Origin of the sequence: Vibrio astriarenae (genome assembly GCF_010587385.1) — a bacterium.
In the GTDB taxonomy this organism is placed as follows: Bacteria; Pseudomonadota; Gammaproteobacteria; order Enterobacterales; family Vibrionaceae; genus Vibrio; species Vibrio astriarenae.
In genome coordinates this window covers 1,440,839-1,466,225 of sequence record NZ_CP047475.1, presented here as the reverse complement: position 1 = coordinate 1,466,225, position 25,387 = coordinate 1,440,839, and the positions used below count along the sequence as shown (strand labels likewise).

Below are 25,387 nucleotides of genomic sequence, written 5' to 3'. Positions count from 1 at the left end.
TTTCCTTGAAAGTGTTATGGGCATTTCCTAATCATTACACTATCCCGTTTACTAAAGTAATATCGCACCATATAGCAAGCTGGCACAGATCACATAAGTTGGATGAACTTTCAGTTTTTCTAAACACAGACCGGCTGCAATGAACAATAACGCAAAATGTCCCCAGCCAGTTTCAGTCCCAGATTGCAGTAGCTTATAACTTAGCAACGCCATGAGCGTAAAAATAATAGGCAAAACCCATGCACTCAGAGCTTTTACCTTTACAGAATTACGGTATTTATACAGTACTCCCATTGCCACCAGCATAATGAGAATTGTTGGTGCCACCGTTGCAAAGATGGCTATCAATGCGCCTGGAATCCCCCCCATTTCATAGCCTATATAGCCAGCCATTTTGGTGGCAATAGGAGATGGAAGAGCATTAGCTAACGCCAAGACTTCAGCAAATTGAGCGGCATCCATCCAAGCATAGTGGCCCACTACCTGTGCCTCTACCAAAGGAATAATCGCAGGACCTCCACCGTAACCCACAATGTTTGGGATAAAAAACGCGAGAAAGATATCGATATAAATTTGCATAGTTATCCCATACTGTTATCTGGTTCAGTTTTTGACTTTTCGGACTTTTGTGGCTTGACTAACACCGCTAAGATTGTCGCACCAACCACAAGGCCTGGATGGATATTTAACACCACAATACAACCCACAGACACGGCTACACCTATCGCCATAGCTATCGCTCCCAAAGCCTTGTGTCCCTTAATTAAGAAATCATAAGTCAATTTTGCCATCATCCACGTAACCACAGGTATGACACCATGCGCCATGCCGGCTACCCAAGGTTTGTCGCGATATTCATTCAACAACCCCAAGCCAGCTATCATGACGAGAATGACGGGTATGATCATCGCAATCACTGCGTTGACACAGCCGACTACCCCTCCAACCTTGTAGCCAATATAACCCGCCATCTTTGTTGCAATCGGTCCCGGTAGGGTGTTACCGATGGCAAGCACATTAGAGAACTCGTCATCGTTCATCCATCCATAATTATCCACAACCTCTTTGTGAACTAGAGGGATCATTGTTGGCCCTCCACCAAAGCCAAATAACCCGATGCGAAAAAACGCCGCGGATAGGTTTATTTGTGTTTGCATTCCATCCTCTTCCCTGTAATGCCTTATAAATTTGAAAAATCTTTATGAGAACCCACGACCTGTTTAAGAAGAATCATATCTAGATTGGGCTTATCCAGTATTTCACTTTGGTCAAACAATCGCGGTAACTTATCTAAATGTTGCTCACTATCATGATATAGGCACACTGCAACCTCATCTCCAACCAAAAGGCTGTGGTTCGCACCTAACTCGGTATAACTCGGCGCACCAATAGCAACAGTGATAGAGTCAGGCTGTCCCGCAGTATGAAACAAATCAAGGATACAGTGCATTGCACCTTCGTCTTTTTGATTGTAAATAGAGTTCAATATCCATTCTGTGAGTTCTTGATAAAAAACAATATACTGGGTCACTGAAACGTCTTGACTGCACTGAAACCATTGCCCTTTTCTCTTATAAAAGCCACAAAGGCGCAATTGTTCTATCTCAATACCCGGCTGAAGAGAGTCAATTAACAGCTCATCATGTGAAATGCCTTTAGAGCACTCTCTCCAGTTTTTCTTCTCTGCCAGTTTAATGGCCTGTCGATTCCGATAAGTCACATCATTGATCACCGTTAAGGCGTATGGCTGCAAATGATCGACTGAGCCATCATCTCGATAGCTCACTCGATACTTAATCGCTAGTTCTGGCTCAAGCTGGACTGTTGCATCAGCTTCTTTGGGTAAGTTCAGTGAATCATTGCTAAATGGCTGCGTACCAAGAAAGCTATTATGGCCTTCAACATAAATTGGAAATAAAGCCTTGGGTCCATTGAGCGCTACCCGATCTGAACTGAAGGCATTTATCTCCCCAGTCTGCTCAAGATAGCCCGGTGAATTTCCAGCAATACCAAACACGAGTTTATCCACTTGATTAGCCATGATTGGCAGCCTCACTGAGCTTGTGAGCCTTTCCTTGAGCGATAAGCATCTTGATTAAGCATTCCAAGGCAACGGCTACATCACCTTGTTGCACCGCTTCCGCTGGGTGATGACTAATCCCTTTATCACAACGCACAAACAACATTGCTACTTGAGTTAAGTGTGCCATTGCTAACGCATCGTGCCCTGCTCCGCTTGGTAAATATTCCGATGGTTTGCCAGTCACTTCAGTCACAACCTCACCCCAAGTTTGTTGTAGTTTTTTACTACAAGGCACCGCCTCTGCCTGATAGAACTGCTCATGCTTGAATTCCAAGCCTCTGTTTTGCGCGATTATCGCTAGCTCAGTCAAAAGATCATCGCAAGAACGTTCGAGCTTTGACTGTTCCAAACTTCGAATATCAAGAGTAAAATTAACCTGCCCAGGGATAACATTTACTGAGCTTGATACGACATCGCATTTTCCCACTGTCGCGACTAATTGGTTTTGCTTTGCATACGATTCTATTGCCATCGTCATTTCAGCGACACCACAAAACGCATCCGCACGCATATCAATCGGTACGGTACCGGCATGACCTGCCATACCCTTTACCGACAACTGAAAACGCTTCGCCCCAGCAATCCCAGTAACAACACCTACAGGCAACTGCTTGGCCTCGAGCAATGGTCCTTGCTCAATGTGCACCTCTAAATAACCAAGGACTTGATCAGGTTGCAAGGCATCCTTACCTGCTAATTCAGGGTCTAAGCCAAAATAACACATCGCCTCAGACATGGTTACACCATCACGATCTTCCCTCTCCAACCAAAGGGGATTAAATATCCCCGCCACTGCGCTAGAGCCGATGAGAGTCGTACTGAATCGCGTCCCTTCTTCGTCAGCAAAAGCAACGACATCAATGTGAAAAGGGAAGTCTAAATCCTTTAATTGCTCCAACGCGCTAATGGCAAGCAGAATACCTAGATTGCCATCGTATTTCCCTGCGTTAGAAACCGTATCGCTATGAGATCCTAAGATAAGCGTCGGCGCATTGGGCATCGAAGAGACTTTACGACCCCATTGATTCCCTACACTGTCTTGATGAGTGGATAAACCAGCCTGATGCATCCATTGAGCAAGCTGTTGATGTGCTTGTTTATGCTCCTTTGAAAGATACGTCCGTGTTAACCCATCTTTCATGGAACTGAATTGAGCTAACCGATCCGCTCTGTCCATAATTTGGTTTGCGATGCTTTGTTCCATTTTCAAGCCATTCCTTGTTTATGCGTAGTGTTCCATCGCAGCGATAACGCCTTGGCCTGAAATAATCTTTGCCTTGTTGCGCACCAAAACCGCCTCCAAGGCAGCAAGCGTGGTGAGGACCGCTTCTTGACGAGCGTTGTAGCCCATCGTACCAATACGCCAAATCTTTCCATGCAGGGGACCAAATGAAGTGCCAATCTCAATACCAAAACTATGCAACAGCTCTTGACGCACTTTATCTCCGTCTACTTCTGAAGGAATATACACACCAACAACGTTGTTCATTTTGTGAGCCTGATTACCAAACAACTCTAACCCCATCGCTCTTAGCCCATTCGCCATCGCATCACCGGCTAGTTTGTGGCGTGCAATCACTGTATCCACACCCTCTTCCAAAAACAGTCGCGCACATTCACGTGCAGCGTAAAGCATGCTTGTTGCTTCAGTATGGTGGTTTAAACGTTCAGAGCCCCAGTAATCCATGATCATCGCCAAATCAAAATAGTTAGAACGAATAACTTCATCTGAACCCGTTTGGTGATGATCCGCCTTGATCCCTGCTTCGATATGTTTACGGTGGTTAATCATCTCTGCACAGCGATCACTTAAAGTAATCGGAGCTGTACCTGAAGGTCCACCCAAGCATTTCTGTAGACCTGCTGATACCGCATCAAGATGCCATTCATCAACCTTTAGGTCATTTCCGGCAATGGAAGCCGTCGCGTCACAGTAAAACAACACACCATAGCGCTGACAAAGTTCACCTAACTCCTTAAGCGGTTGATTCATCGTTGTGGAAGTATCACCCTGTACGGTAGCAAGGAGCTTGGGTTGAAAGGTCTTGATCTCTTTTTCGACTAATTCTGCAGGGCAAACTTCACCCCACTCGATATCAATGGTCCGTACAACCGCACCCACACGCTCGGCAATCTCACACAGCAGGTGACCAAATCGACCAATAATTGGAATCAGCACTTTATCGCCTGGCTTTAGCACCGAGACCAACACTGCCTCAATACCTGCTCGAGCAGTGCCATCAACCAACATCGTTTGCTGATTCTTCGTTGCAAAAACGCCTCGGTACAGCGACTGTACTTGAGTCATATAACCCGTCATTACCGGGTCATATTGGCCAATCAAGGATTGCGAAATCGCTTGATGAACGCGTGGGTAGGCGTTGATCGGCCCTGGCCCCATAAGTAAGCGTTGCGGTGGATTTAGGGTTTCAAATAGCGTTTGATTGGTCATTGTTGTTCTCCTACATAACTTCTACCATCGCTTCGAGGGTCGCTTGCGGCGATGGCCTTTCCTTGCTTATCCAGAGTGATTGCCCCGGCGTGACCCATTAATTCATTAAGATTGTCGACGGCTGTGACTTGATGCCCTAGCTCCATTAGCCGTTGTGCATAGGTGTCATACAGTTCTTGCTCAAGTCGCAGATTATTCGTGCTATCACCCCAAGTTCGACCTAATAACCAACGTGGCATTGCGATGGAACTAGACAGTGATAGATTCTGATAAATATGACGGCTAAATAGGCAAGCCTGTGTCTGCGGCTGCCCCTCTCCTCCCATCGTGCCGTAGACCATACGAGTCCCGTCATTCAGCTCAGCGTAGGCTGGATTCAACGTGTGAAATGGCTTCTTATTTGGAGCCAACACATTGTGATGCGACGGGTCCAAAGAGAAGCTTTTTCCTCTTACGTTCCAGAGCACACCGGATGACGGTAACACCACACCAGAGCCAAATTCCCAATAGATACTTTGAATGAAGCTCACCATGGTCCCGTATTGGTCTGTTGCACCCATCCATATGGTATCGCCCGGTTTGGCATCATGGGGCCATGGCATTGCCTTACTCAGTGAGATATTGCATGTACAGCGGTCAATGACGGCTTGTGACAAGAAACCTTGCAATGGTCGAGTCAGGTACTCTTCGTCAGTTATCATCTGATCTCGAATAATGAAGGCCTGCTTAGTCGCCTCGACTAATAGGTGAATATGTTCAACCTCGTTACTCGCTTGAGGGGATAATTGATCGTAAATAGCCAGAATCAGAAGAGAGGCAAGCCCCTGGGTGGGCGCCCCCAAGTTATAAAGCTGACCTTTTGATGTTTCGACATTTAGCGGTTGGCTCACTTTAGCGTAATGACTATGAAAATCCTCTAGCGTAAGCGGGCTGCCCAGATGTTGCAGCTCCTGTGCCATCTGACTTGCCAGCTCACCACGATAAAAGTCTTCTAACCCTGCTTCACACAGGCGCTCTAGAGTCGAAGCGAGTGCAGGGTTATAGATAACATCACCCTTAGCTAAGACTTGTTGATGATTAAGATATAAGTTCGAAAAATCTGTAAGGTGCTTAAGGCGCTGGTACGTTTTTTCACTCGCATTGACTAGGCTTTGTGTCACCTCTACCCCTTCTCGTGCAGCTTGGATTGCTGGAGCCAGGAGTTCGCTTAGCGACATGCCTTCACTATTCACCTCTAACGCCTTCTGCCAGCCAGAAATCGTACCCGCCATGGTAATCGAGGCCTCACCTCCACTTTCTGGTAATTCGCTGCCCATTGCTCGATATTTATCAACATCGAGAGATGCTGCAGAACGACCACAAGCATCAATAGCAATTGGATTTTCTCCTTCACGACAAATCAACCAAAACCCGTCACCACCTATGCTATTCATATGTGGATATTGCACAGCGACCATCGCGGCAGCAGCAACCATGGCTTCACTGGCTGTCCCGCCATTGTCTAGGATCTGCTGGCCCACCTGTGCCGCTTTAAAATGAGGCGCTGTAAAAGACGTTTGAAAGGTCATTCCCTTTCTCCTTTAGTCAACATTTTGGCTGTTTGGATAACGGACATTTCACTATCCTTAACACCTAAAAGAGAAACACCACACGGCCCGATTTTTAAGCCACTTAGCGGAATATGCAGTTGGGGTGTGCCGCTCAGCCCTGCGATACTGGTGAGTCCCATAAGGTCTGAGCGATATCGATCTAACTCTTCATCTGGCATATTGAGTTTTAGTGGTGCTCCAGGTGTGGTGGGAAGCAATAGCATCGCATCAGCTTTCATCAACTCTTCTTCTAACCAATCAGCAAACACATTTTGTCTCTGTTTTGCCTGTAGATAGTCATGAGACGATAGCGTACGTGACCACTCCACTCGCTTCTGAATTGGTGTATCAAGGGTATGCTGCCATTGTTCTAGCCAATCATTGTGCTCATCTATGATTTCATACCCCTGGATCTGCCTGAACAAAAGACTTAACTCTTCTAAGCTGTAACGCCCTTTACCTAAAAGGTCTGATTTAATCAGCGATATGCCAGAGCGCTCTATCAGACGCATTATTGTGGCGAGTCGTTCGTCCCCCATAAGGGCAGATAAGGTGTTATCTAGCAGAAGTGTTTTTGATGGGTTGCCGTTTTGTTCTACTCCACAAAGTGCCTGGTAAACCCGCTCGATAATTGAGAGATCTTGACTAAAAATACCTGCGGTATCGAAGCTCTTCGCTAACGAAAAGCAGTGTTCCAAAGATAGCTTTCCCCATGTAGGGCGCAAACCAAAGAGACCACAATAACTCGCAGGAACTCGCACTGAACCGCCCGTATCGGTACCCAAAGAGAAACTCACATCGCCTCGGGCTACCGCCACTGCACTGCCGCTTGACGAGCCTCCTGGCAGGCAATCTTGTGCGATAGGGTTGAGTGGCGTGCCATAGTGAATGTTTACACCATTTAGACTGTACGCCAGTTCATCGGTTTGGACTCGTCCTAAGCACTTTGCTCCCTGAGAAAGTAACTTGAGAACTAGTTGAGAAGTTTTGCTTGCTGGTTCATGGGTGTTTAGCCAGGCTGGATTACCTGCTCCTGTGACATACCCTTCGATATCAAAAAGGTCTTTAAACACAAAGCTCAAACCATCCAACACTCCATGCTCAAGCGCCGGTAATAACTTTGGACCCTGAGCGCAATATACGCTTTGATCGCTGTACTTTACTGTCATTTATCCCGTCCAACTTTCACTTTTTTTATTCTAATTCGTTCAAAATGCTGTACGTTTTTGAAATTGAGTCACTGACTTCTTGAGACAGATGCCCCAACTCGTCATATACGGCATTACTTAAGTAAGAAACCAGTGCCATTGGCGCAGCATAACTATCAAGAGGACGATCATTTCCCATTGGACAAACCAAGGTACACGCAACCTGTGACTGATATTTAATGCCCGTCTGATCCGTAATCAAAAGCGTTTGCTCACGAGGCAAACGTTCAACCAACTCGGAGAAGCCCTTTATCCGGCGTCGTATTCCAACGAGAACCACATACTCATCCTTGCCAATCTGGGCAATATCTTCACCGATGGTCTGCCCCGGAATTGGCAGCAACTCCACCTGTGGTCGACACTGAAGCAACTGTTGACGAAAGTGCATTGCCACTGGGTAGCTGTTTCGGTACCCGATAACTTTGACTTTAGGCGCCCTCGCTAAACACTCAATAACGGAGCTTAGCTCCATGCTTTCCAATTGATTCCAAAGCGTACCTAGAGCCGCGACTTCTGCATTAAAACCCGACGTCGACGGGCCGAGAGGCATCGTCATTGGCGTGCCTTTGTCGCGCTCATCCAATAGCTCACTGCGTAGGCTTCCATGATCCTCATAACCCAATTTTCGAATGAAACGACTGACACTCGCTTTGGAGACCGAACACTCTTGAGCCACCTCATTGGTCGACAGTATTAGGATTTTTTCAGGGTTCACCATCAAGTAATCAGCAATACGGCGATTATTGTTCGTAAGCTCGCTGTAGTGTTCAGCGATCCGCTCTAACATCGGGTTGGTCATATATCTTCCGTTCCTTGAATTCTGTTCAATGTTCTCAATCAACGAACCGCTGAAAGGAATGATTGCAGTTCAGGTGTCTGCGGGTTGGCAAAAACAGCATTACTCTCACCGCTTTCCCATACTTTGCCTTCATTCATAAACACCACGGTATCACCGACATCTCGCGCAAAATTCATTTCATGAGTCACGAGAATCAATGTCATTCCTTCTGCTTTGAGTTGCTCTAATACTTCGAGAACGTCACCAACTAACTCTGGGTCGAGTGCTGAAGTAATCTCGTCACACAACAGAACTTTTGGAGACATAGCCAACGAGCGAGCAATGGCCACGCGCTGTTGCTGGCCACCTGATAAGTTGCTTGGGTATGCATCAAACTTGTCTGATAGGCCAACCTTGTCCAACAAATCTTGCGCGAGAACTTTCGCTTCTTCACGGCTCTTGTTTAGGACTAGCATGGGTGCCAACATGATGTTTTCACCCGCAGTCTTGTGTGGAAACAAGTTAAAGCTTTGAAAAACCATGCCAACACTGCGACTGAGAATACGCAGTTTATAATCATCATTTTCGACCGCCTGGCGATCTACGACAATTGCGCCCTCTTCATAGGTTTCAAGGCCATTTAAACAGCGCAATAATGTACTTTTTCCCGAGCCACTGCGCCCGATAATCGATACGACTTCTCCCGCTTTGATCTTTAGGTCGACGCCCTTTAAAACATGGTTTTCGCCATAATATTTATGGACTTTATCAATACTAACCAGTGACATGATTTTTACTCTCCAAGTAACGAGCGTACGCTGATAGTGGGAAACAGATTAAAAAATAGAGAACAGCAACAAAGGCAAATACTTTGAACGGTTGAAACGTTGCATTGTTGAGCATGGTTCCGGCCTTCGTCAGCTCTACAAAGCCAATAATTGAGGCCAATGCTGTCCCCTTCACTATTTGCACAGAAAAACCGACGGTAGGGGCAATGCAAATCTTAAACGCCTGCGGTGCTATCACGTGCTTCATTGTGTCAAAGTAGGTCAAGCCCAGAGACTTAGATGCCTCCCACTGACCTTTGGGCAATGCTTCGATACAGCCACGCCAGATATCATGAAAAAATGCGCTACTAAATAGTGTTAGTGACAAGATTGCCGCCGTCCATGGGCTTATTTCGATACCTAGCAGTGATATACCAAAGAAGGTTAGAAACAGCTGCATAAGTAACGGTGTACCTTGGAATATCTCTACATAAACTTTGATTATTCCCCTAAATAGTGGGCTCTTAGTACTATGCAGAAAAGTGAGAATCGCCCCTAGCGCTCCACCAAACACAAATGCTAGAAGAGAAAGTAATACTGTCCATCTGGCAGCCAATAATAAGTTTCGGAAAATATCCCAGTCAGAAAACTCAACCATATTCTACGCCTCTAAATTGATGGATTTTTAAAGCTAACTTGCTTGATTTTTGCGAACATAAAGCGCATCAAAATCGCGAGTAGAAGGTAAATCGCCGCGGTCAACATGTAAGCCTCAAAACTCAAGAAACTGCGTGACTGGGCAAAGTTAGCTGCAAATGTTAGCTCTTCGAGTGATATCTGAGACACAACAGCGGAGCCAAGCATGACAATAATGCATTGACTCACAATAGCCGGATACACTCGCTGATAAGCCGGCGACAACACGATATGAATCAGGGTCTGTACTTTGGTCAACCCCAGTGCTTTACCTGCTTCCCACTGTCCCTTTGGCGTAGCCTCGATGCCAGCACGAATGATCTCCGCACTGTACGCACCCAAATTCATTACCATGGCTAAAACACCCGCCTCCCACGCACTCAGTCGTAGTCCGAGCGCAGGCAAGCCAAAAAAGATGAAGAAAAGCTGCACAATAAAAGGAGTGTTGCGAATCAATTCGATATAGCTTGCACAAACTATTCGTAACCCTTTAAGACGACTTGTGCGCCCCGCGGCACAAATGGTGCCCAATACGAGACCAGAAAATGTTGATAACAAAGTAAGTTGAATAGTGGTCCATACACCTGCCGCAAACTGCGGCAGGTAAGGAGCAAGTCCAGCAAAGTCTAATGAATACGTCATGAGGCAATCCTAGTTATGCGCCTAAGTCTGCTGGATATGACGCCTTAAGCCATTTCTGGGAAATAGACTCTAGCGTGCCTTCTTCTGTTGCTTTAGTGATCAGCTCGTTAATTTTGTTCTGCAGAACCACATCACCTTTCATAAGACCAATATAACAAGGCGAGTTTTTCAGCATGAACTTAACCTGAGGCGCTTTACTTGGGTGACGGTTAGCGATTTCAGTGACCACCAAGTTACCCGTTGCAATCAAGCTCACCTGACCAGATAGGTAAGCTGATAGCGTTGCATTGTTATCTTCGTAGCGCTTAAGCACAGTGTCTGCCGATACCAATTTGCTCAATTCAATATCCTCAACTGAGCCGCGAGTTACGCCAACCACCTTGCCTTTTAGATCTTCAGCTGAGGAAACCGCTTCTCCATCAGTACCAAAGACGCCCAAGAAAAATGGTGCATAAGCATGAGTAAAATCGATGGCTCTCTTACGCTCTTCATTTTTACCAAGGCTAGAGATGATGAGATCTACTTTACGTGTTTGTAGGTAAGGAATTCGGTTCGCGCTTGTTACTGGTACCAACTCTAATTTGACACCGAGCTCTTTTGCCAAAAACTCTGCCATATCAATGTCATAGCCTTGAGGCTTCAGATCCAAACCAACGGAACCAAAAGGGGGGAAATCTTGGGGAACAGCAACTTTCAAAACGCCCTGTTGTTGAATGACATCTAACTGGGATGCCTTCGCAACCAACGACACCATTGATAATGAAGCGGTCAGCAATAACGTAAATACTACCTTTAAAGTTTTCATAGAATTATTCCTTTATTCTGAAACGATTGAAACAACTAACGTACAATTTGCAACGAATGTGCCAAATGAAAGAAATGAAGATAAATCCATAAAAAACAGCCATTTAATTATATAAGCCAATAGAATGGATAGTTAAAAATATGCATTAATTGTCTTATCGTGGTGCATCTTCCCCAAATAGGGTCAGATAGCCTATGAAACATGGCGCTTTGCAGTTGGGGGTTAATAAAGGCAGGGTTGTTTAATGATCTGGCGATCATGCGTTCACGAATGTAAAGCATTGAGCCGATGGTAGGAGTCGAGTCTGACGACTAAGCAAGAAAGCCCGCTTTTATTGCGGGCTGTCTTGTATCTGAGCTACAGATTTTTAACCCAACAGGGTTATTAGCGCCGACGGTTATTGTATAAATTTCAATCGCTGGTTATTACCACCATCACATGACCATTGCTGCACTGTCCCGCCGTTGCTTCCCTGATTGTCAGCAAGCTCTAAACACTTACCTGTTGCCTTGCTTCGAATCTCAAACGTCTGGCTGCCTTTATCAAATAGCGTCCAACGTTGATTCTCTTCAGCTGAATTACACACATATTGCTGAATGATGGCACCGTCCTGCCATTGATTGCTACCGGGCTTGAGCTCTAAGCACAGTTGACTACGTTTGGATTTAATTAAATACTCTCCCGTCGCGACTTCTTCAAACCCAAATCGTTGGTTCGGGTTGCCCGTATTACACACCCATTGCTGATAAGTACTGCCGTTCCAAGTTGCTCCATCTTTGACATCCAAACACAAGTCACTATGCACAAATTGTGTGTTTGTATACCCTGACGGTACGGTCACATTACCATTGTCATCTCCACCGACTGGCTTATAAACACGTATCCAATCCACATACATTTTGTTCTTACTATCATCTGCTAGGTCTTCATCTTTGGCGATTATTCCAGCCTCAGAACGCCACGAATGGTCTTCAGTATCAAGAATAATGAACATCTCTTGATCCATGTTGTAGGTTGATTTATCTAGGATGGCTCCCGTGTAATCTTTATCTTTCATTACGACGTCTTCCCAAGAACCTTTCGGTGTCTCTATGCCATTGATATAAAAAGTCACTTCAGTTGGGCTTTTCCAATACACCGCAAAGCGATGGAACCCATCACGCCAATAAGTACCCCATTGCGGCTCATTGTGGGTCTGATCGTTGAAATCGCTACGAATTGAGTTGTCTTCATTGCGGAAAAATACATGGAAGTTTGTTGACATATTTTTGGCAAACCATTCGTCTTCAGCGCCACCATACACTTCCAATACATCGATTTCTCGTTGATCATTTTCACTAAGAAGCCAAAAATTTGATGATAGCTCTAAGCCACTCACCTTTATATTGGCCTCCAGAAAAATAGGATATTTCACTTTTGTCTTAGACGTCACAACGCCCGCATTCACCATCTCTGTTCCCTGACGACGGGAGGCACTGATTATCAAGTTGCCATCATCTACCCATGACTCATCACTTTGCCAATAGGTTAAACCAGGTCCTGTCCAACCGTGAAAGTAGGTATCATTCCACTTACTACGGAAAGAGTCGCCCTTACCCGTATAATTAAACGAATCAGAGTATGCCTCTTGTAACTCCCAGCTCTGCCCATCTTCTAACGGTGCTGGAATGGGGATTTCTCGCCAGTCTTCAGCCATTAACGTCGTGCTAGTTAAAAATATTGGTAGCAATGTCAGAGTTTTAATTATGGATTTCATTCTCATTCCTTTGTTTGTTTATGAAGAGTAAGTTTCTACTCGCGAACAAAGATAGATCAAACATTGACCAATTAACCAGTTTTAATTTACCAAAATGAGACCTTTGGTTAACAAATAATTGACTATTCAATACCACTAAACGTGTAGTAAGGGTGATCTCAAGCTACTGAAAATAAGAGAGGCCTGCTCACCTAATCCAATAAAGATTTTCTTGTTCTTTGACTTTCCCATGTCACGGTAAAAGACACACAGTGGCAAACTTGCAACCCCCTCAGTCTATGTAAGACTTATAGATACAGCGATAACGGAGGTATATGATGTTCTATGTTAATCGCATTGCAGTTGCTCTCTTCTTAGCCCTGTTTCTTTCAGGGTGTAATATCTCCATCGTGAGTGGAGGCTCTCGCTGCACCACCGTTGATAATCGTGATATTGATGGCTCGTTTGGCACGCGAGATGTGTATCGAATCGACACTGGCAGAGAAACCCGAATTGGATACAGCCAATTTGGACGTCAGGTTTTACACAGTGAATGCGCCCCCGCTAAAACCACATACCGAACAACTGAGACACTGTATGAGTGGTTTGAGTTTGGTCAGCCTGTAGAGGAAGACGGTATTCTTTCGCTCAGATTTTACACCGCGAACAATAGAACTAACTTGCATGCAACGCGCAAAATTCGCCCCGGCATCGCGACAGAAGAGTTTTCTGACAAGTCACTGAGCAGTTCCAGTACGCCTACAATGAGGAAAGCTGTGTTTTCAGGTGAGTTTCCCTTCGACCGCATAGAAGTCGTCGACAACTTCGATTTCGACAATATTAAGCAGGCAAGTGCCACTATTGGAACCACCAGCAAAACCAAACGCTGGAACGACAATACACAGCAGTACGACTGCGTCTACACTTCGCCAACATCTAATCGTGTTGACAATGGATGTGAGAACGAATCCGCGCTAGATAATCAATTTTTGGGTCAAGAAGCTCCGTTAGTTCAATACTTTAATGCCCTATCGGGTTCATTTCGTTACAACACTAACGAAAGTACTTATCAACGCCAACTCAACCTTTACTAGCCAATAAAAAAACGCCGACGATGAATCACCGTCGGCGCCTGCCATTGCCAATAAGCTCAAAGTGCTTTATACCAGCTCTAACTCTCTCAATTTATTAAAGATGTCACCACCAACGAAATTAGCTTGTCCCTCCAAAGCGCGCTCAATACGAATGACCTCATTCCACTTCACCATTCGCTCACTGCGGGTAAAAGAACCGACTTTCAGTTGGCCTGAGTTGGTTGCCACCGCTAGGTGACTAATAAATGCATCTTCGGTTTCCCCTGAGCGAGCTGAGACTACAGGCAACCAACCTGCCTCTTGCGTCATCGCTATGGCTTGCAGAGTTTCTGATACCGTACCAACTTGATTCAATTTGATGAGAACACTGTTTGCGAGTTTCTGTTCAATACCCAGCTCGATCCGCGTTAGATTGGTGGTAAACAAGTCATCACCAATCACTTGAATTCGATCTCCCACAGCGTGAGTAAAGGCTTTCCAAGCCGCGAAGTCCGTGTCGGCGAATGGGTCCTCAATTGACAAGACTGGATAGCGCTCACACCAATCCAACATCAAAGCCAAAAACTCTTCTGACGTATAGCTTTTGCCATCCAAAGGTAAGTGGTAGCGACCATTGGCGTATAGATCGCTCGCTGCAATATCCAAGGATATAGAGACTTCAATGCCCGGCTGATAACCGGCCATAGCAATGGCTTCAACGACAAACTCAAAGATGGCTTCGTGGCTATCAAAAGTTGGCCAGAAACCACCTTCATCTGCTGCACCTGCTAATAACCCACGCTCTTTCAACATCATTTCGGCGGTTCGATAGATGTTGTAAGTGACCTCTAGCGTTTCGTTGTAGGTTTTTGCACCATTCACTATTAGTAAGAAGTCTTGGATATCTGTGCGCCACTGCGCATGAGCCCCCCCTCCCACTAATTGGATTTCCGGTAGTGGGAGCAAATTGGCAGAGCAGTTTGGCGACAGTGTTTTAAATAGCGGTAGTCCGTGATTTTTGGCATTGGCATCAGCTATCGCTAATGAAACGCCTAATATCGCATTAGCACCTAAGCGAGACTTGTTCGCTGTCCCGTCAATCTCGCACATAAGCTTATCTAACTCAGATTGCTGATTAACGCTTTTGCCTTTTAGCGCTGGTGCGAGTTCAGTTTTTATATTGGTGATTGCTTGGTATACCGATTTTCCTAAAAAACGGGCTTTATCACCATCACGTAACTCTAACGCTTCAAATTGTCCAGTCGATGCACCGGAAGGGACTAAGCCGATACCCTGTACACCATTTTCTAATATCACCACAGCCTCAACGGTGGGCTGACCTCGAGAGTCAAAAATCTGATAAGCATCAACAGATAAAATCTTCATTATTTATTGCTCCTTAATCCTAGCTCTTCTGTTAAATGGTGAACTGTCGTAAATGTCTGTTTAAGTAGGGCTTTGAGGCTGGACCTCATTGTGGTTTTTTCCTGCTCTGATAGATATTCGACAGGTGATTTACCATCGATGCGTGCAAGCATCATCGCAGCAACTAACTTTGCGACTTTCGCTTCATTTACCTCAAGATAGAGCCCTTCTCCCACAGCACTTTTGTAGGCTGCTAGAAATTCATCGGCAGCATTGACGTAATGAGGATCATTGAAGTGCATCGCTTTCAGCATCAAATGATGCAACATAAACGCGACGTCGAACGCTGGGTCACCATACCAAGCAACCTCACAATCGACGATTTTCACTTCATCGTCTGATACCAGAATATTCTTCGGACTGAAATCACCATGGACTAAGCATTTTTTCGTGGTGCTCACTGATAAACAAAGAGACTTTAGCTGTGTGTTAAGGTCATGGTGCTCTTCAAGCATGGATTCAAAGTAAGGCTCTAACCTCAACTGATAAAAATTGTTATCAGAATCAAATTGAGCCTCTGCATCGGGATCTTGCCAGCTCGATTTATGAATATTGCCCAGTGCTTGGCCGATATGGTTTGCTATCGTTGCGCTCACTTCCCCTTTCATCAACGCTTTCTTCCAATCTTTAAAACGCTCTGGAAAATACTCCATCGTAAACAGACGCTCTTTTTCAAAAGAGTGCAGTATTTTTGGAACGTACTGAGGAAAGCGCTCACCAACGTATTTCAAATAGCGTTGCTCATACAGATTACGACTGGTATCTGCGAACCACTCTTTTTCTACTTTGAGCTTCTCTAATGCCCGTTTAACCACTAAACGGCTATTATCATCTTCGACTAAATAGATCTCACAGCTCACTCCGCCTGTTAGCGGAGTGGCTGTCGCATGATCTTTACAGACGACATTGTGCTTTTTCAATATGTCTAAAATCATGCATAACCTCTATCGGATTGCCGCCACAGACTGGTGTCTGAGATAACCTTCGAATGTGGCGCGACTGTTGACACCACCACCGCAACCACTTTGATTACAAGCACCATAATGAAGCCCATACTCAAAGACATTGTGAGCGTTGATCCAACTATTACCTGACACCAAGCGCGCAGCGATATCTTTTGCTTTAACCATATCTTGAGTCCACACGCTATTGGCAAGACCGTAAGGGTTACGATTTGCACGCTCAACGACTTCATCTTCATCAGTAAATTTGAGTAAGAAGGCCACTGGACCAAAAATTTCTTCTTGTGCCCACGGGTTATCATCTTTGCCAGCCAGCAATGTAGGCTGAACAAAGTAACCTTTTAGTCGCTCATCATCAGTGACCCTGTCACCACCTGTAACAATCTCGGCTCCGGCAGCTTGCGCTTCAGCAATACATTGCAATACTTTGCTCATCTGTCTGTGAGTGCACATCGGTCCCATAACCGATTCCGAATCCAAGCCATTACCGATAGGAATTGCTTCGAACGCTTGTTTCGCTTTAGCGACAAACTCATCGTATATCGAATCGTGTACGTACCATCGAGAAGCGGTACAACATACTTGCCCAGCATTGAGAGTTAGCGCACCAGTCAGCCCTTCGACTGCGGCATCAACATCGGCGTCGCGGCACACAACAGCAGCACCTTTACCACCAAGCTCTAGTTTCGCCGGAACCAAGTTTCTTCCACACACTTCACCAATGTGCTTACCCACCTCTGTCGATCCTGTAAACGACATAAGCTTGATTTTTGGATGATTGATTAACGCTTCACCTGCAACTCTTCCTTGTCCAGTGACCACATTGACGACGCCTCTTGGAAATCCAGCCTCTTCGCAGAGTTTCGCTAGATACAGGGTGGATAACGGTGTCTCTGAGGCCGGCTTGATGACGACAGTATTTCCCGCAGCCAACGCTGGTGCGATGCCCCAAGCACAGAGCGTCAAAGGGAAATTCCATGGAAAAACAAAAGCCGCCACACCATAAGGTCGCTTTATTGTCTGGCTATCGGTCACTTCTAAACCCAGCTCAATCTCATACTCTGTTTCTTGCGCGACCTGTGCAAAATACTCAAAGCATTGAGCAGCAAAAGGCACGTCGAACCCCATCGCCGCAGCAACAGGCTTACCCACATCAACGCACTCTAAATCGGCGAGCACTTGAGCATCTCTCTGAATAAGCTCCGCGAGCTTGGTTAATTTGTCAGCCCTTTTCGCAGGGCTTAATGCTGCCCATGGTGCAAACGCACTCTCTGCCACCATCACTGCACTATCTACATCTTGTGCGTCTGCCAAACAGACTTGGGCAATCTGCGAACCCGTTGCCGGGTTTTCCACGCTTAATGTGTGTTTCGTGCTTTTCCATTCTCCGTTGACAAACATTGGAAGTGGTTTGGTTTCTAAAAAAGATAAAGTTTTAGGGTGTAACGTCTGGATTGTCATAACAAACACTCCTTGTGTTATTGGATTGATCATGAGGACTTGCTGTCACAATTGAAACGTAAGGACTACCACTTCAATGTGCGCTTTCACCTATAAAACCAGCTCGGTTTCAGGTAGTGATTTCACCACCGTAAAAGGCAGTTTTATTGTCAAAGAAAGGCAGCCGACAGCTTAGCAGGAAGGCGTTGCACCGCCGGCTTGCCTAAAATAGTTCACCTACTGAGCAATCCCCAAAGGCGAGAAAATGACATAAAGTGCAATAACACCAATGCAGATCACACCAGAGAACCTTTTAGCGTGTTTCCAAGGCGTCAATTCAACTTCATCTTTTGCTTCTGGTTCATACACCTCTTTTTGTGGGAAGAAGTGTCCGATCACCAGCATCAAAGCCGCTGTTGCGAGGAATAATATGCCTGTTAGGTGTAGGAAATGAATGTCAGGTTTAAACACAAAACTTGTCAGTGCATAAGCTAGCATAAACACTACAATACCGATGTTTGCTGCCATCGCCGGGACACGCTTTGTCACCAAGCCCACCACAATGATGGTGAACATCGGCGCCATATAGAAACTATTGATGGTTTGGAAATACTGGTAGAAACCCTCGGGGGCATAAAAGATAAATGGCGCAACCAAGATCGCAAACAATCCCACGACCGCACCGAACATCTTACCGGTTCTAACAAGATCACGGTCGTTTGCATTCTTGTTAATCAGTGGCTTATACACGTTCAAGGTAAACAAGGTAGAAGTACTGTGTAATACACTGTTAAATGAGCTCAGAATTGCACCAAACAAAACTGCAGCAAAGAAACCAATCAAAGGCGTCGGCAACACCTCACGGACCAACATTGGGTAAGCAACTTCACCGTTAGGTAGATCAGGACCAAACATCGCATACGCGATAATACCTGGGATCAGTAAGAAGAATGGACCCAGTAGCTTCAACATACCTGCCCACAGTACCCCTTTTTGTCCTTCTGCGAGGTTTTGTGCGCCTAATGCTCGTTGAATAATCGACTGGTTTGTTCCCCAATAGAAGAGATTGAGAATCAACATACCGGTGAAAAAGGTTGAGAAAGGAACCGGATCGTCTTTACCACCGATCGCATTGAGCTTTTCGGGATGTTCGGTCATGAGGTGCTGGAAGCCGGCTACAACACTGCCTTCTCCCAACGCTGACAAGCCAAATAGCGGAATAAGGACCACACCACCTACAAGCAAACCAACACCGTTAAATGTATCGGAATAGGCGATCGCTTTAAGACCACCAAAAACGGCGTAACACGCCCCTACCAGACCAATAGAAACCACCATTATCCAAATACTGCCCCAGTAAGAGACTTGGAAAATGCCAGAAATATCAAAGATTCCCCCAAGGGCCACCGAACCTGTATATAGAATTGGGGGTAAGAGGTTCAACACATAACCGAAGAGAAATAGGAAGGTACAAAAGTACATCGTGCTTTTGCCGAAACGGCCTTCAATAAATTCGGGAATGGTCGTCACACCGCCACTGAGATATTTGGGTAACAAATAAAGAGCCACCACGACCAGGGTTAACGCTGCACACACTTCCCATGCCATCGGCGTCATATTAGCTGTGTAGCCCTGTGCATTGAGACCAACCAACTGCTCGGTAGAAAGGTTAGTTAGCATCAATGAGGACGCAATAAGTACACCAGTTAACCCTCTGCCCGCCAGAAAATAGGAGGTAGCGGACTCTTGTTCACGCTTTTTACTTCGAACTTTATACCACGACCCGAGCGCTACCGCCCCTGTCACTAAAGCAAATGAGATTGGAATAATCATAGTAATTCCTTTGTTTTCACGTTATTGGATTCCATTGCGCTTCTTTTGAGCACTAATGGTTGAAAATCATCTCTTCACTGTTGTTGTCTTTTAGCGCCGCCTTAAGCGGCGCTTTCTTTGTTATCGTTTTGGTTTATTGCTTTTAGATTGTTCGCCTTGTAACACTATTATTTCTCGATACTCTGCCGACGTTTCAAATAACTGTGTCATGACACTTTTTAGCAGTATCCACTTGTTCAAAGTGAGTAATTGCGCCGCTGCTTCCATACTGTTGCATAACCGCAGCCCCTGCTCTGTTAGCGACGTTAACCGCCTCAAAAATGCTATAGCCACGTGCTATTGCAGCTAGGAACCCACTAACAAAGCCATCTCCTGCACCGGTAGTGTCAATGATTTTTCTCATCGGTTCACCATGAACCCAATAGCTTCGTTCCCCTTCACAAACATAGGCCCCTTCAACGCCCGCGTTAATCACGACAACCTCAACGCCTTTTCTAATAAAAAAGGCTGCACAGTCTTCAATCGAGATTTTCTGCGCGATTTGCTGCGCTTCCTTGAGAGTGGGCAAAAAGTAAGTAAGCGAAGGTAAAAGAGACTCTATTTTCTCTAGCCACCGGCCTTGGACATCCCATCCAACATCGAGTGAGGTCATTTTCCCTTGCCGCTTCGCGGTATAAAACAACTCGGTTAACCCACTGTTTTCTAATCCAGGTAACAGGTAAAAACCACTGGTATGGAGGATATCCTTCGCCAGAACATCGCCAATTTTAATGTCATCCATTGTCAGTGCATCCACTGCTCCACCTTGATAAAGAAAAACACGCTCGCCATCATGTTGAACTAAACCTATCGCAACCGCCGTTGCGTGTTTCTTTGAAATAGAGAGTGTTTTGGTCCCAATTCCACGCACGCGATATACCTTCAATAGGTGACGGCCAAACAAGTCATCTCCAAGCTTTGAATAAAGACTGACATCCACTCCCATCGCAGCCAAATTTAACGCGACATTTGCCGCATCGCCTCCTGGCTTAACATTGACGTGATCAACCAAGGTTACGTCGTCACAAAACTCGAAGGATTCTAGTGGGCCAACGATCAAGTCAGCCACCGCCATCCCGACACAAGCCACTGTTTTCATGATTTCCCCCTGTCACCGACATTACCGTCAACAATTAGGTTTCACTTGCTAAGCCCCAGTTAAATGGATTTTGATTACCATGGTTTCAAAATCTATACGCGTTTTCTTTCGAGGATTCTTAGCCAGTATGAGTGGAGTATTATAATCAGTCGTGATATTTCAGAATTGATTACCTGTGAGCCACCATTCCAGTCACTGTGATTATCATAGAGTGATATAAACAAACGATCTGCGCAGAAATTTGCGCAAAATGATCAATAATTAGCATTAAACAAAACCGTGAAACCGATCACTTACCCTATTGATCTATAGTCTTTATTCTATACCTATCTATATGACGACACTGAGGGTACCTTCTTTGAAAGCAATGGCTGAAACCATAACAAGAAGAGATCGCTCGTTCACTGCATACCAATTTGAATCTGCAGAATTCGAACACCCTTATCACTTTCACCATGAAACTGAACTGGTATTTATCACTAAGGGGCATGGAGAGGTACTGGTTGGCAGTAGCACCGCAAGTTTCAAAGAAGGTGATCTCTTTTTAATTGGCGCCGATATTCCTCACCGTTTCACCTCTCACGCGACTGACTCAAAGAAACCTCTCTGCTCTTATGTGCTTCAATTTACACCCGACTGTTTTGGTAGCCTATTTTCTGATACGCCTGAGTTATCGCGTATTGCACAGATGATCTCAGACTCGCGGCATGGGTTGGTCATACGTTCGGCTCCGAGTTATCTATTTGACAATGTCTCATCACTGATAGGCAGCAATGGCGTCAGTTCGGTCATTCAGTTCCTCTCTTTGCTCTCCGATATCAGTCGACATGGACAGTGCGAGTATCTAGCGAACCATGTTGATGCCCAACTCGAAGTGCAACCTAGCACGAAAATATCTGCATCGATTGACTGGATGCATCACAACTATCATCGAGAGTTTGACTTAGAAGTCCTGGCGAACCGGACCAGCATGAACAAAAATGCGTTCTGCCGAGCCTTTAAACAACAAACAGGGCAATCCCCCATGAGCTATATTACGCAGATTCGTGCCGAGGCCGCCGCAACCCTATTAATCGAAACAAAACTTGGCGTCGCTGATATTGGATTTCGCGTTGGTTTTCCAACCGTTTCGAGCTTCAATCGTAACTTCAAACAGTTACACGGCACTTCGCCAAGTGCTTATCGCAAAATGACCGCGATTTTTACCGACTAATTCATTGCCTATTCGTCGAAATTTTGTGCTCTACTGCAAGGTTTTTGTCTGATTTTTGTACCAAAATAATCAAACCTAATTGGTTAACCGATTTTCTGTTTTCTCTTCTCGGTTCAGCCCTTACTGTTTTCCAACAGGATTTCATTCATGTCCTCAAAATCTCAATCCCTCGAAGGGAGAATGAATATCGTCGCCCTAACTTGGCCAATATTCATTGAAACGCTGCTTAGAAGTGCGTTAGGTGTTACCGACGTTTTCATGCTCTCTGGCTATTCTGACCTTGCCGTATCGGCTGTCGGTGTCGTGTCACAGATCGTTTTCTTTCTAATTGTTATCTCTATCATGGTCAGCAGTGGTACCGGAATTCTCATTGCTCAATATAACGGGGCACAACAAACTGAACAGTCCGGCCAAGTTGGACTGGCTAGCATGATATTGGGTTTGACCGTCGGCATTATGCTCAGCTTTCTTATGTTTGTGGGCGCTGAAAGCATCGTCGATGTTTTTGGTCTTGAACCTGACGTTGCAAAAATGGGGGTGGACTACTTTGTCATTAGCGGCGTTTTTACCTTCAATTTGACGTTCAGCGTTATCTTGACCACCATATTGCGCAGTCACGGTTACTCGCGCTCCCCCATGGTCATCAACCTCATCGCTGGCATCTTGAACATTATTGGTAATTACATTGCTCTCTATCAACCCTTCGGGCTACCCGTTTACGGTATTACTGGTGTGGCAATCGCTACCGTATTCAGCCAGATTGTGACTACGATACTATTGATTTTCGTTTTAAGAAGTACTGATATTCAGTTTCCATTCAAAGCATGGCGCACGATTCCAGCATCTATCTACCGACAGATATTAAAAATTGGTGTGATGAATGGTGGTGAAATACTCTCCTACAACCTCTCTCAAATTGCATTGGTGTATATCGTTGTTCAACTAGGTACGGCCTCACTAGCCGCATACACCTATGCACAAAACATCACTAGGGTCACGTTTACTTTTGCTTTGGCGCTGGGGCAAGCAACTCAGATTCAGACAAGTTATTTCGTTGGTAAGCAGTGGTTATATGAAATATTTGCGCGAGTCCACAAATACTACTTCGTTGGAGTAGTGACTTCGATTACTGCGATCGGTATCGTTATTCTGGTCCGCGAACCGATCATTCGTCTCTTCACTCAAGACCCCCACATCGCTTCACTGCTGGCCACCTTGCTAATTGCCTCTTTACTGATTGAGTCTGGAAGGGTTGGTAACTTGATATTTATCTCAGCCTTAAAAGGTGCTGGTGACGTCAACTACACGGTCAAAATGGGTATTTTGATCATGTGGGGCGTTTCGGTAACGCTGGGCTACCTGCTTGGTTTGCACTGGGGAGTGGGTGTTCTGGGCGTATGGTTAGCCATCGCTGCCGATGAGTGGGTACGGAGTTCAATCATGTTTATTCGCTGGCGTTCCATGCATTGGAAACGCTACTCTCTCGTGTCTAGCCACTGATCTTCGGCTTATTCATCGACTTCATTATTTTTTGGGTATGTTGGTCGCTCTCGATTTAGCGGCCAATCAATACCCTTCATGCTTCAAACGATTGAAGTAATAAATACTGAACCCTACCGTCATTGTTTCTGCAAACACAAATGACCACCAAATCGCAGCGCTTCCCCAAATGCTCGGTAGAATAAATAGCGCAGTCAATACAAACACCAAGCCTCTCAGCAAAGATAGAACCGATGATTGCCTAGGCTTAGCTAACGCCTGAAAATAGGTCGAGATGATGATGTTAATCGCCATGATTGGGGCGGCGAGGAAATACCATCGGACTGCGTCACTTGATAAGTTGATTAACTGACTATCATCAACAATAAACCACTGCACCATTTGGGTTGAAAACAACAACGCCAGAGTGGCTAAAATAAGCCCAGTCAACACACCATACTTCACAGCTAAGTGAAGGCTTTGTTGGACTCTTTGACTACTCCCAGCTCCATGGTTGTAACTGATTAGGGGCTGACAAGCTTGAGAGATACCCAACAGAATAAATAGAGCAAACACACCTAAGTTCAAACTTAAACTGTACGCAATAAGATAATCTTCACCGTAATAATTGAGTAAGACGACATTGAATACAACAATCGTGATGGTCAAAGCCAACTCAATAAAGAAACTGGGAGTACCGATTTGGCACACTTTTAAACAGGTTTCTCGCGACATTCGGGCTAGACGAAGTACCAGCGTGTGACGTGCCTTGTTTGAAAAGAAGTGACTCAGTAAAATCGCGATCATGACACACTGTGACAATCCAGTGGCAAGCGCTGCCCCACCGACTCCCATATCCAACCACCAGATGAATACCGTATCAAAAATGATATTGACCAGTGCGCCAGAGACCATGGCGATCATCGCCAGTTTTGGGTTTCTATCATTTCGAATAAAACTCGACAGTACCCACACCAGGCTATAACAAGTGAGAAAAGGTAACAGATAAACCATATACTCTCGGCTTAAATCGTATATGGGTCCCTCAGCCCCCATCGTCACCAGAATAGCATCAAGAGTGAACCAGCATACTGCTGATAAAAGAGTAAATACGAAAAGAGACAGGGTCAGTGTTTGAGAAAAGATGTCTTGTCCTTTTTCGAGATTTCTTTTTCCCATCTCGATAGACATCCAAGTCGCCCCACCAATGCCAAACATCATCGCAATTGCAGTAAATACAGAAAAGTACGGAATCACCAGTGACACCGCACCTAAAGCATCAGACCCTACAAGTCGTCCAATGAACAGCGTATCGATAAATATAAATACGCACTTTATTAGCATCCCCGCTATTGCTGGAATCAGATAGCGATGAAAAGTCTGAGCGATTGGGGCTTGATTAAGGTCGTCTTTAGATGAGGGCATGATAAGAGTGAGTCGAACTTGGGGCGCGAATTATTACTAAAATCAGCGCTATTGTCGAGAATGGCAAACCCAATATCTACTGAGTTTCAACAAACTTATGTCTGATACTCACCCAAAAATCGCATACAGATTATCTTTTTGATGGCCTAGCGGTTACGAATCGAAACTCATTGAATTCTTGCCCTTGATAGATCCCGACAACCTGCACTGATGTCATTGTCATCACATTCGCAGCCGCTTTAGCTGATACCGTTAAATGCTGAAGCTCTTCAAAAACTCCAAATGAGCTTTCATTCGGCACCACGCCAGGTCCTGGTGCAATTTTTATCGCTAGTTCTTCAAACTCATATTCCGCTTCAATTTTCACCTCATACGTAAACTCTCTGTCAATGAGCTCGATAATCCTAGGTGTTGATAAACTCGTTCCTTCAGGCATTGGAATTGGTCTATTCAATATGGGGTCATGATTACCATGGAAACGGCCATCACTGCACGCAAAAGCAATACTGGTATTCAGTAAACCTAAGAGAACCGCAGTTACACCCATTTTATTTAGATACATCATAAAGATACCTCTGTTTACTGCTAGCCCAACACATCAAAATAGACAATGACAAACTTTAGTTAAAACTACGAGTCCCTAA

23 protein-coding genes are annotated in these 25,387 nt (G+C 45.2%); 3 read left to right on the top strand and 20 right to left on the bottom strand.

Features of this window, described 5'->3' with window-relative positions; translation table 11 throughout:
• Positions 1-51 precede the first annotated feature (51 nt).
• From GT360_RS06955 to GT360_RS06895, 13 genes are all read right to left on the bottom strand, one after another.
• Positions 52-579, bottom strand: coding sequence for a chromate transporter (locus GT360_RS06955; RefSeq protein ID WP_164648175.1), 528 nt, complete (start codon positions 577-579; stop codon positions 52-54).
• Positions 580-581: 2 nt separating this feature from the next.
• Positions 582-1,157, bottom strand: a complete 576-nt coding sequence (locus tag GT360_RS06950; protein WP_164648174.1) for a chromate transporter — start codon at positions 1,155-1,157, stop codon at positions 582-584.
• Between the two features lie 23 nt (positions 1,158-1,180).
• Positions 1,181-2,041, bottom strand: a complete 861-nt coding sequence (locus GT360_RS06945; protein WP_164648173.1) for a DUF5718 family protein — start codon at positions 2,039-2,041, stop codon at positions 1,181-1,183.
• Entirely contained in the window at positions 2,034-3,287 is a 1,254-nt protein-coding gene (locus tag GT360_RS06940; RefSeq protein WP_164648172.1) for an allantoate amidohydrolase, read from the bottom strand. The genes GT360_RS06945 and GT360_RS06940 overlap by 8 nt, the downstream gene beginning before the upstream one ends.
• An 18-nt stretch (positions 3,288-3,305) precedes the next feature.
• A complete protein-coding gene (locus GT360_RS06935; RefSeq protein WP_164648171.1) occupies positions 3,306-4,535 on the bottom strand; it encodes a pyridoxal-phosphate-dependent aminotransferase family protein in 1,230 nt (409 codons plus the stop codon).
• Positions 4,532-6,103 carry a gamma-glutamyltransferase family protein gene (locus GT360_RS06930; RefSeq protein WP_164648170.1) on the bottom strand — a complete coding sequence of 524 codons (1,572 nt, stop codon included), beginning with the start codon at positions 6,101-6,103 and terminating at the stop codon, positions 4,532-4,534. Before GT360_RS06930 ends, GT360_RS06935 begins: the two co-directional genes overlap by 4 nt.
• Positions 6,100-7,293 (bottom strand): amidase, encoded by a 1,194-nt coding sequence (locus GT360_RS06925; protein WP_164648169.1) that lies wholly within the window; start codon positions 7,291-7,293, stop codon positions 6,100-6,102. Before GT360_RS06925 ends, GT360_RS06930 begins: the two co-directional genes overlap by 4 nt.
• A gap of 25 nt (positions 7,294-7,318) precedes the next feature.
• The gene (locus GT360_RS06920; protein WP_164648168.1) at positions 7,319-8,131 is read right to left on the bottom strand and encodes a MurR/RpiR family transcriptional regulator; all 813 of its coding nucleotides are present in this window, start codon (positions 8,129-8,131) and stop codon (positions 7,319-7,321) included.
• A gap of 38 nt (positions 8,132-8,169) precedes the next feature.
• Complete coding sequence (locus GT360_RS06915) at positions 8,170-8,898, bottom strand: amino acid ABC transporter ATP-binding protein (RefSeq protein ID WP_164648167.1); 729 nt, start codon at positions 8,896-8,898, stop codon at positions 8,170-8,172.
• Positions 8,885-9,535 (bottom strand): amino acid ABC transporter permease, encoded by a 651-nt coding sequence (locus GT360_RS06910; RefSeq protein ID WP_164648166.1) that lies wholly within the window; start codon positions 9,533-9,535, stop codon positions 8,885-8,887. The genes GT360_RS06915 and GT360_RS06910 overlap by 14 nt, the downstream gene beginning before the upstream one ends.
• A gap of 11 nt (positions 9,536-9,546) precedes the next feature.
• A complete protein-coding gene (locus tag GT360_RS06905; RefSeq protein ID WP_164648165.1) occupies positions 9,547-10,215 on the bottom strand; it encodes an amino acid ABC transporter permease in 669 nt (222 codons plus the stop codon).
• Between the two features lie 13 nt (positions 10,216-10,228).
• On the bottom strand, positions 10,229-11,020 hold the full coding sequence (locus GT360_RS06900) for a transporter substrate-binding domain-containing protein (RefSeq protein ID WP_164648164.1): 792 nt from the start codon (positions 11,018-11,020) through the stop codon (positions 10,229-10,231).
• A 397-nt stretch (positions 11,021-11,417) separates the two neighbouring features.
• Positions 11,418-12,776, bottom strand: a complete 1,359-nt coding sequence (locus tag GT360_RS06895) for an RICIN domain-containing protein (RefSeq protein ID WP_164648163.1) — start codon at positions 12,774-12,776, stop codon at positions 11,418-11,420.
• Between the two features lie 314 nt (positions 12,777-13,090).
• On the opposite strand from GT360_RS06895, the gene GT360_RS06890 reads away from it, so the two are divergent.
• On the top strand, positions 13,091-13,849 hold the full coding sequence (locus GT360_RS06890; RefSeq protein ID WP_164648162.1) for a hypothetical protein: 759 nt from the start codon (positions 13,091-13,093) through the stop codon (positions 13,847-13,849).
• Positions 13,850-13,915: 66 nt separating this feature from the next.
• On the opposite strand, the gene eno is transcribed toward GT360_RS06890, so the two are convergent.
• The 5 genes from eno to GT360_RS06865 form a co-directional block, all read right to left on the bottom strand.
• A complete protein-coding gene (gene eno / locus GT360_RS06885; RefSeq protein ID WP_164648161.1) occupies positions 13,916-15,214 on the bottom strand; it encodes a phosphopyruvate hydratase in 1,299 nt (432 codons plus the stop codon).
• On the bottom strand, positions 15,214-16,188 hold the full coding sequence (locus GT360_RS06880; protein ID WP_164648160.1) for a phosphotransferase: 975 nt from the start codon (positions 16,186-16,188) through the stop codon (positions 15,214-15,216). Before GT360_RS06880 ends, eno begins: the two co-directional genes overlap by 1 nt.
• A gap of 9 nt (positions 16,189-16,197) precedes the next feature.
• Positions 16,198-17,676 (bottom strand): aldehyde dehydrogenase family protein, encoded by a 1,479-nt coding sequence (locus tag GT360_RS06875; RefSeq protein WP_164648159.1) that lies wholly within the window; start codon positions 17,674-17,676, stop codon positions 16,198-16,200.
• Positions 17,677-17,892: 216 nt separating this feature from the next.
• Positions 17,893-19,488, bottom strand: coding sequence for a solute:sodium symporter family transporter (locus GT360_RS06870; protein WP_164648158.1), 1,596 nt, complete (start codon positions 19,486-19,488; stop codon positions 17,893-17,895).
• 193 nt (positions 19,489-19,681) lie between these two features.
• Positions 19,682-20,626, bottom strand: a complete 945-nt coding sequence (locus tag GT360_RS06865; RefSeq protein ID WP_164648157.1) for a carbohydrate kinase family protein — start codon at positions 20,624-20,626, stop codon at positions 19,682-19,684.
• 367 nt (positions 20,627-20,993) lie between these two features.
• Between GT360_RS06865 and GT360_RS06860 the strand changes: the two genes are divergently transcribed.
• Both GT360_RS06860 and GT360_RS06855 read left to right on the top strand, forming a co-directional pair.
• Positions 20,994-21,839 carry a helix-turn-helix domain-containing protein gene (locus tag GT360_RS06860; protein WP_164648156.1) on the top strand — a complete coding sequence of 282 codons (846 nt, stop codon included), beginning with the start codon at positions 20,994-20,996 and terminating at the stop codon, positions 21,837-21,839.
• A gap of 147 nt (positions 21,840-21,986) precedes the next feature.
• On the top strand, positions 21,987-23,339 hold the full coding sequence (locus GT360_RS06855) for an MATE family efflux transporter (protein ID WP_164648155.1): 1,353 nt from the start codon (positions 21,987-21,989) through the stop codon (positions 23,337-23,339).
• A gap of 66 nt (positions 23,340-23,405) precedes the next feature.
• On the opposite strand, the gene GT360_RS06850 is transcribed toward GT360_RS06855, so the two are convergent.
• Both GT360_RS06850 and GT360_RS06845 read right to left on the bottom strand, forming a co-directional pair.
• Positions 23,406-24,743 (bottom strand): MATE family efflux transporter, encoded by a 1,338-nt coding sequence (locus tag GT360_RS06850; RefSeq protein WP_164648154.1) that lies wholly within the window; start codon positions 24,741-24,743, stop codon positions 23,406-23,408.
• A 130-nt stretch (positions 24,744-24,873) separates the two neighbouring features.
• Positions 24,874-25,308 carry a hypothetical protein gene (locus GT360_RS06845; protein ID WP_164648153.1) on the bottom strand — a complete coding sequence of 145 codons (435 nt, stop codon included), beginning with the start codon at positions 25,306-25,308 and terminating at the stop codon, positions 24,874-24,876.
• Between the last annotated feature and the right edge of the window lie 79 nt (positions 25,309-25,387).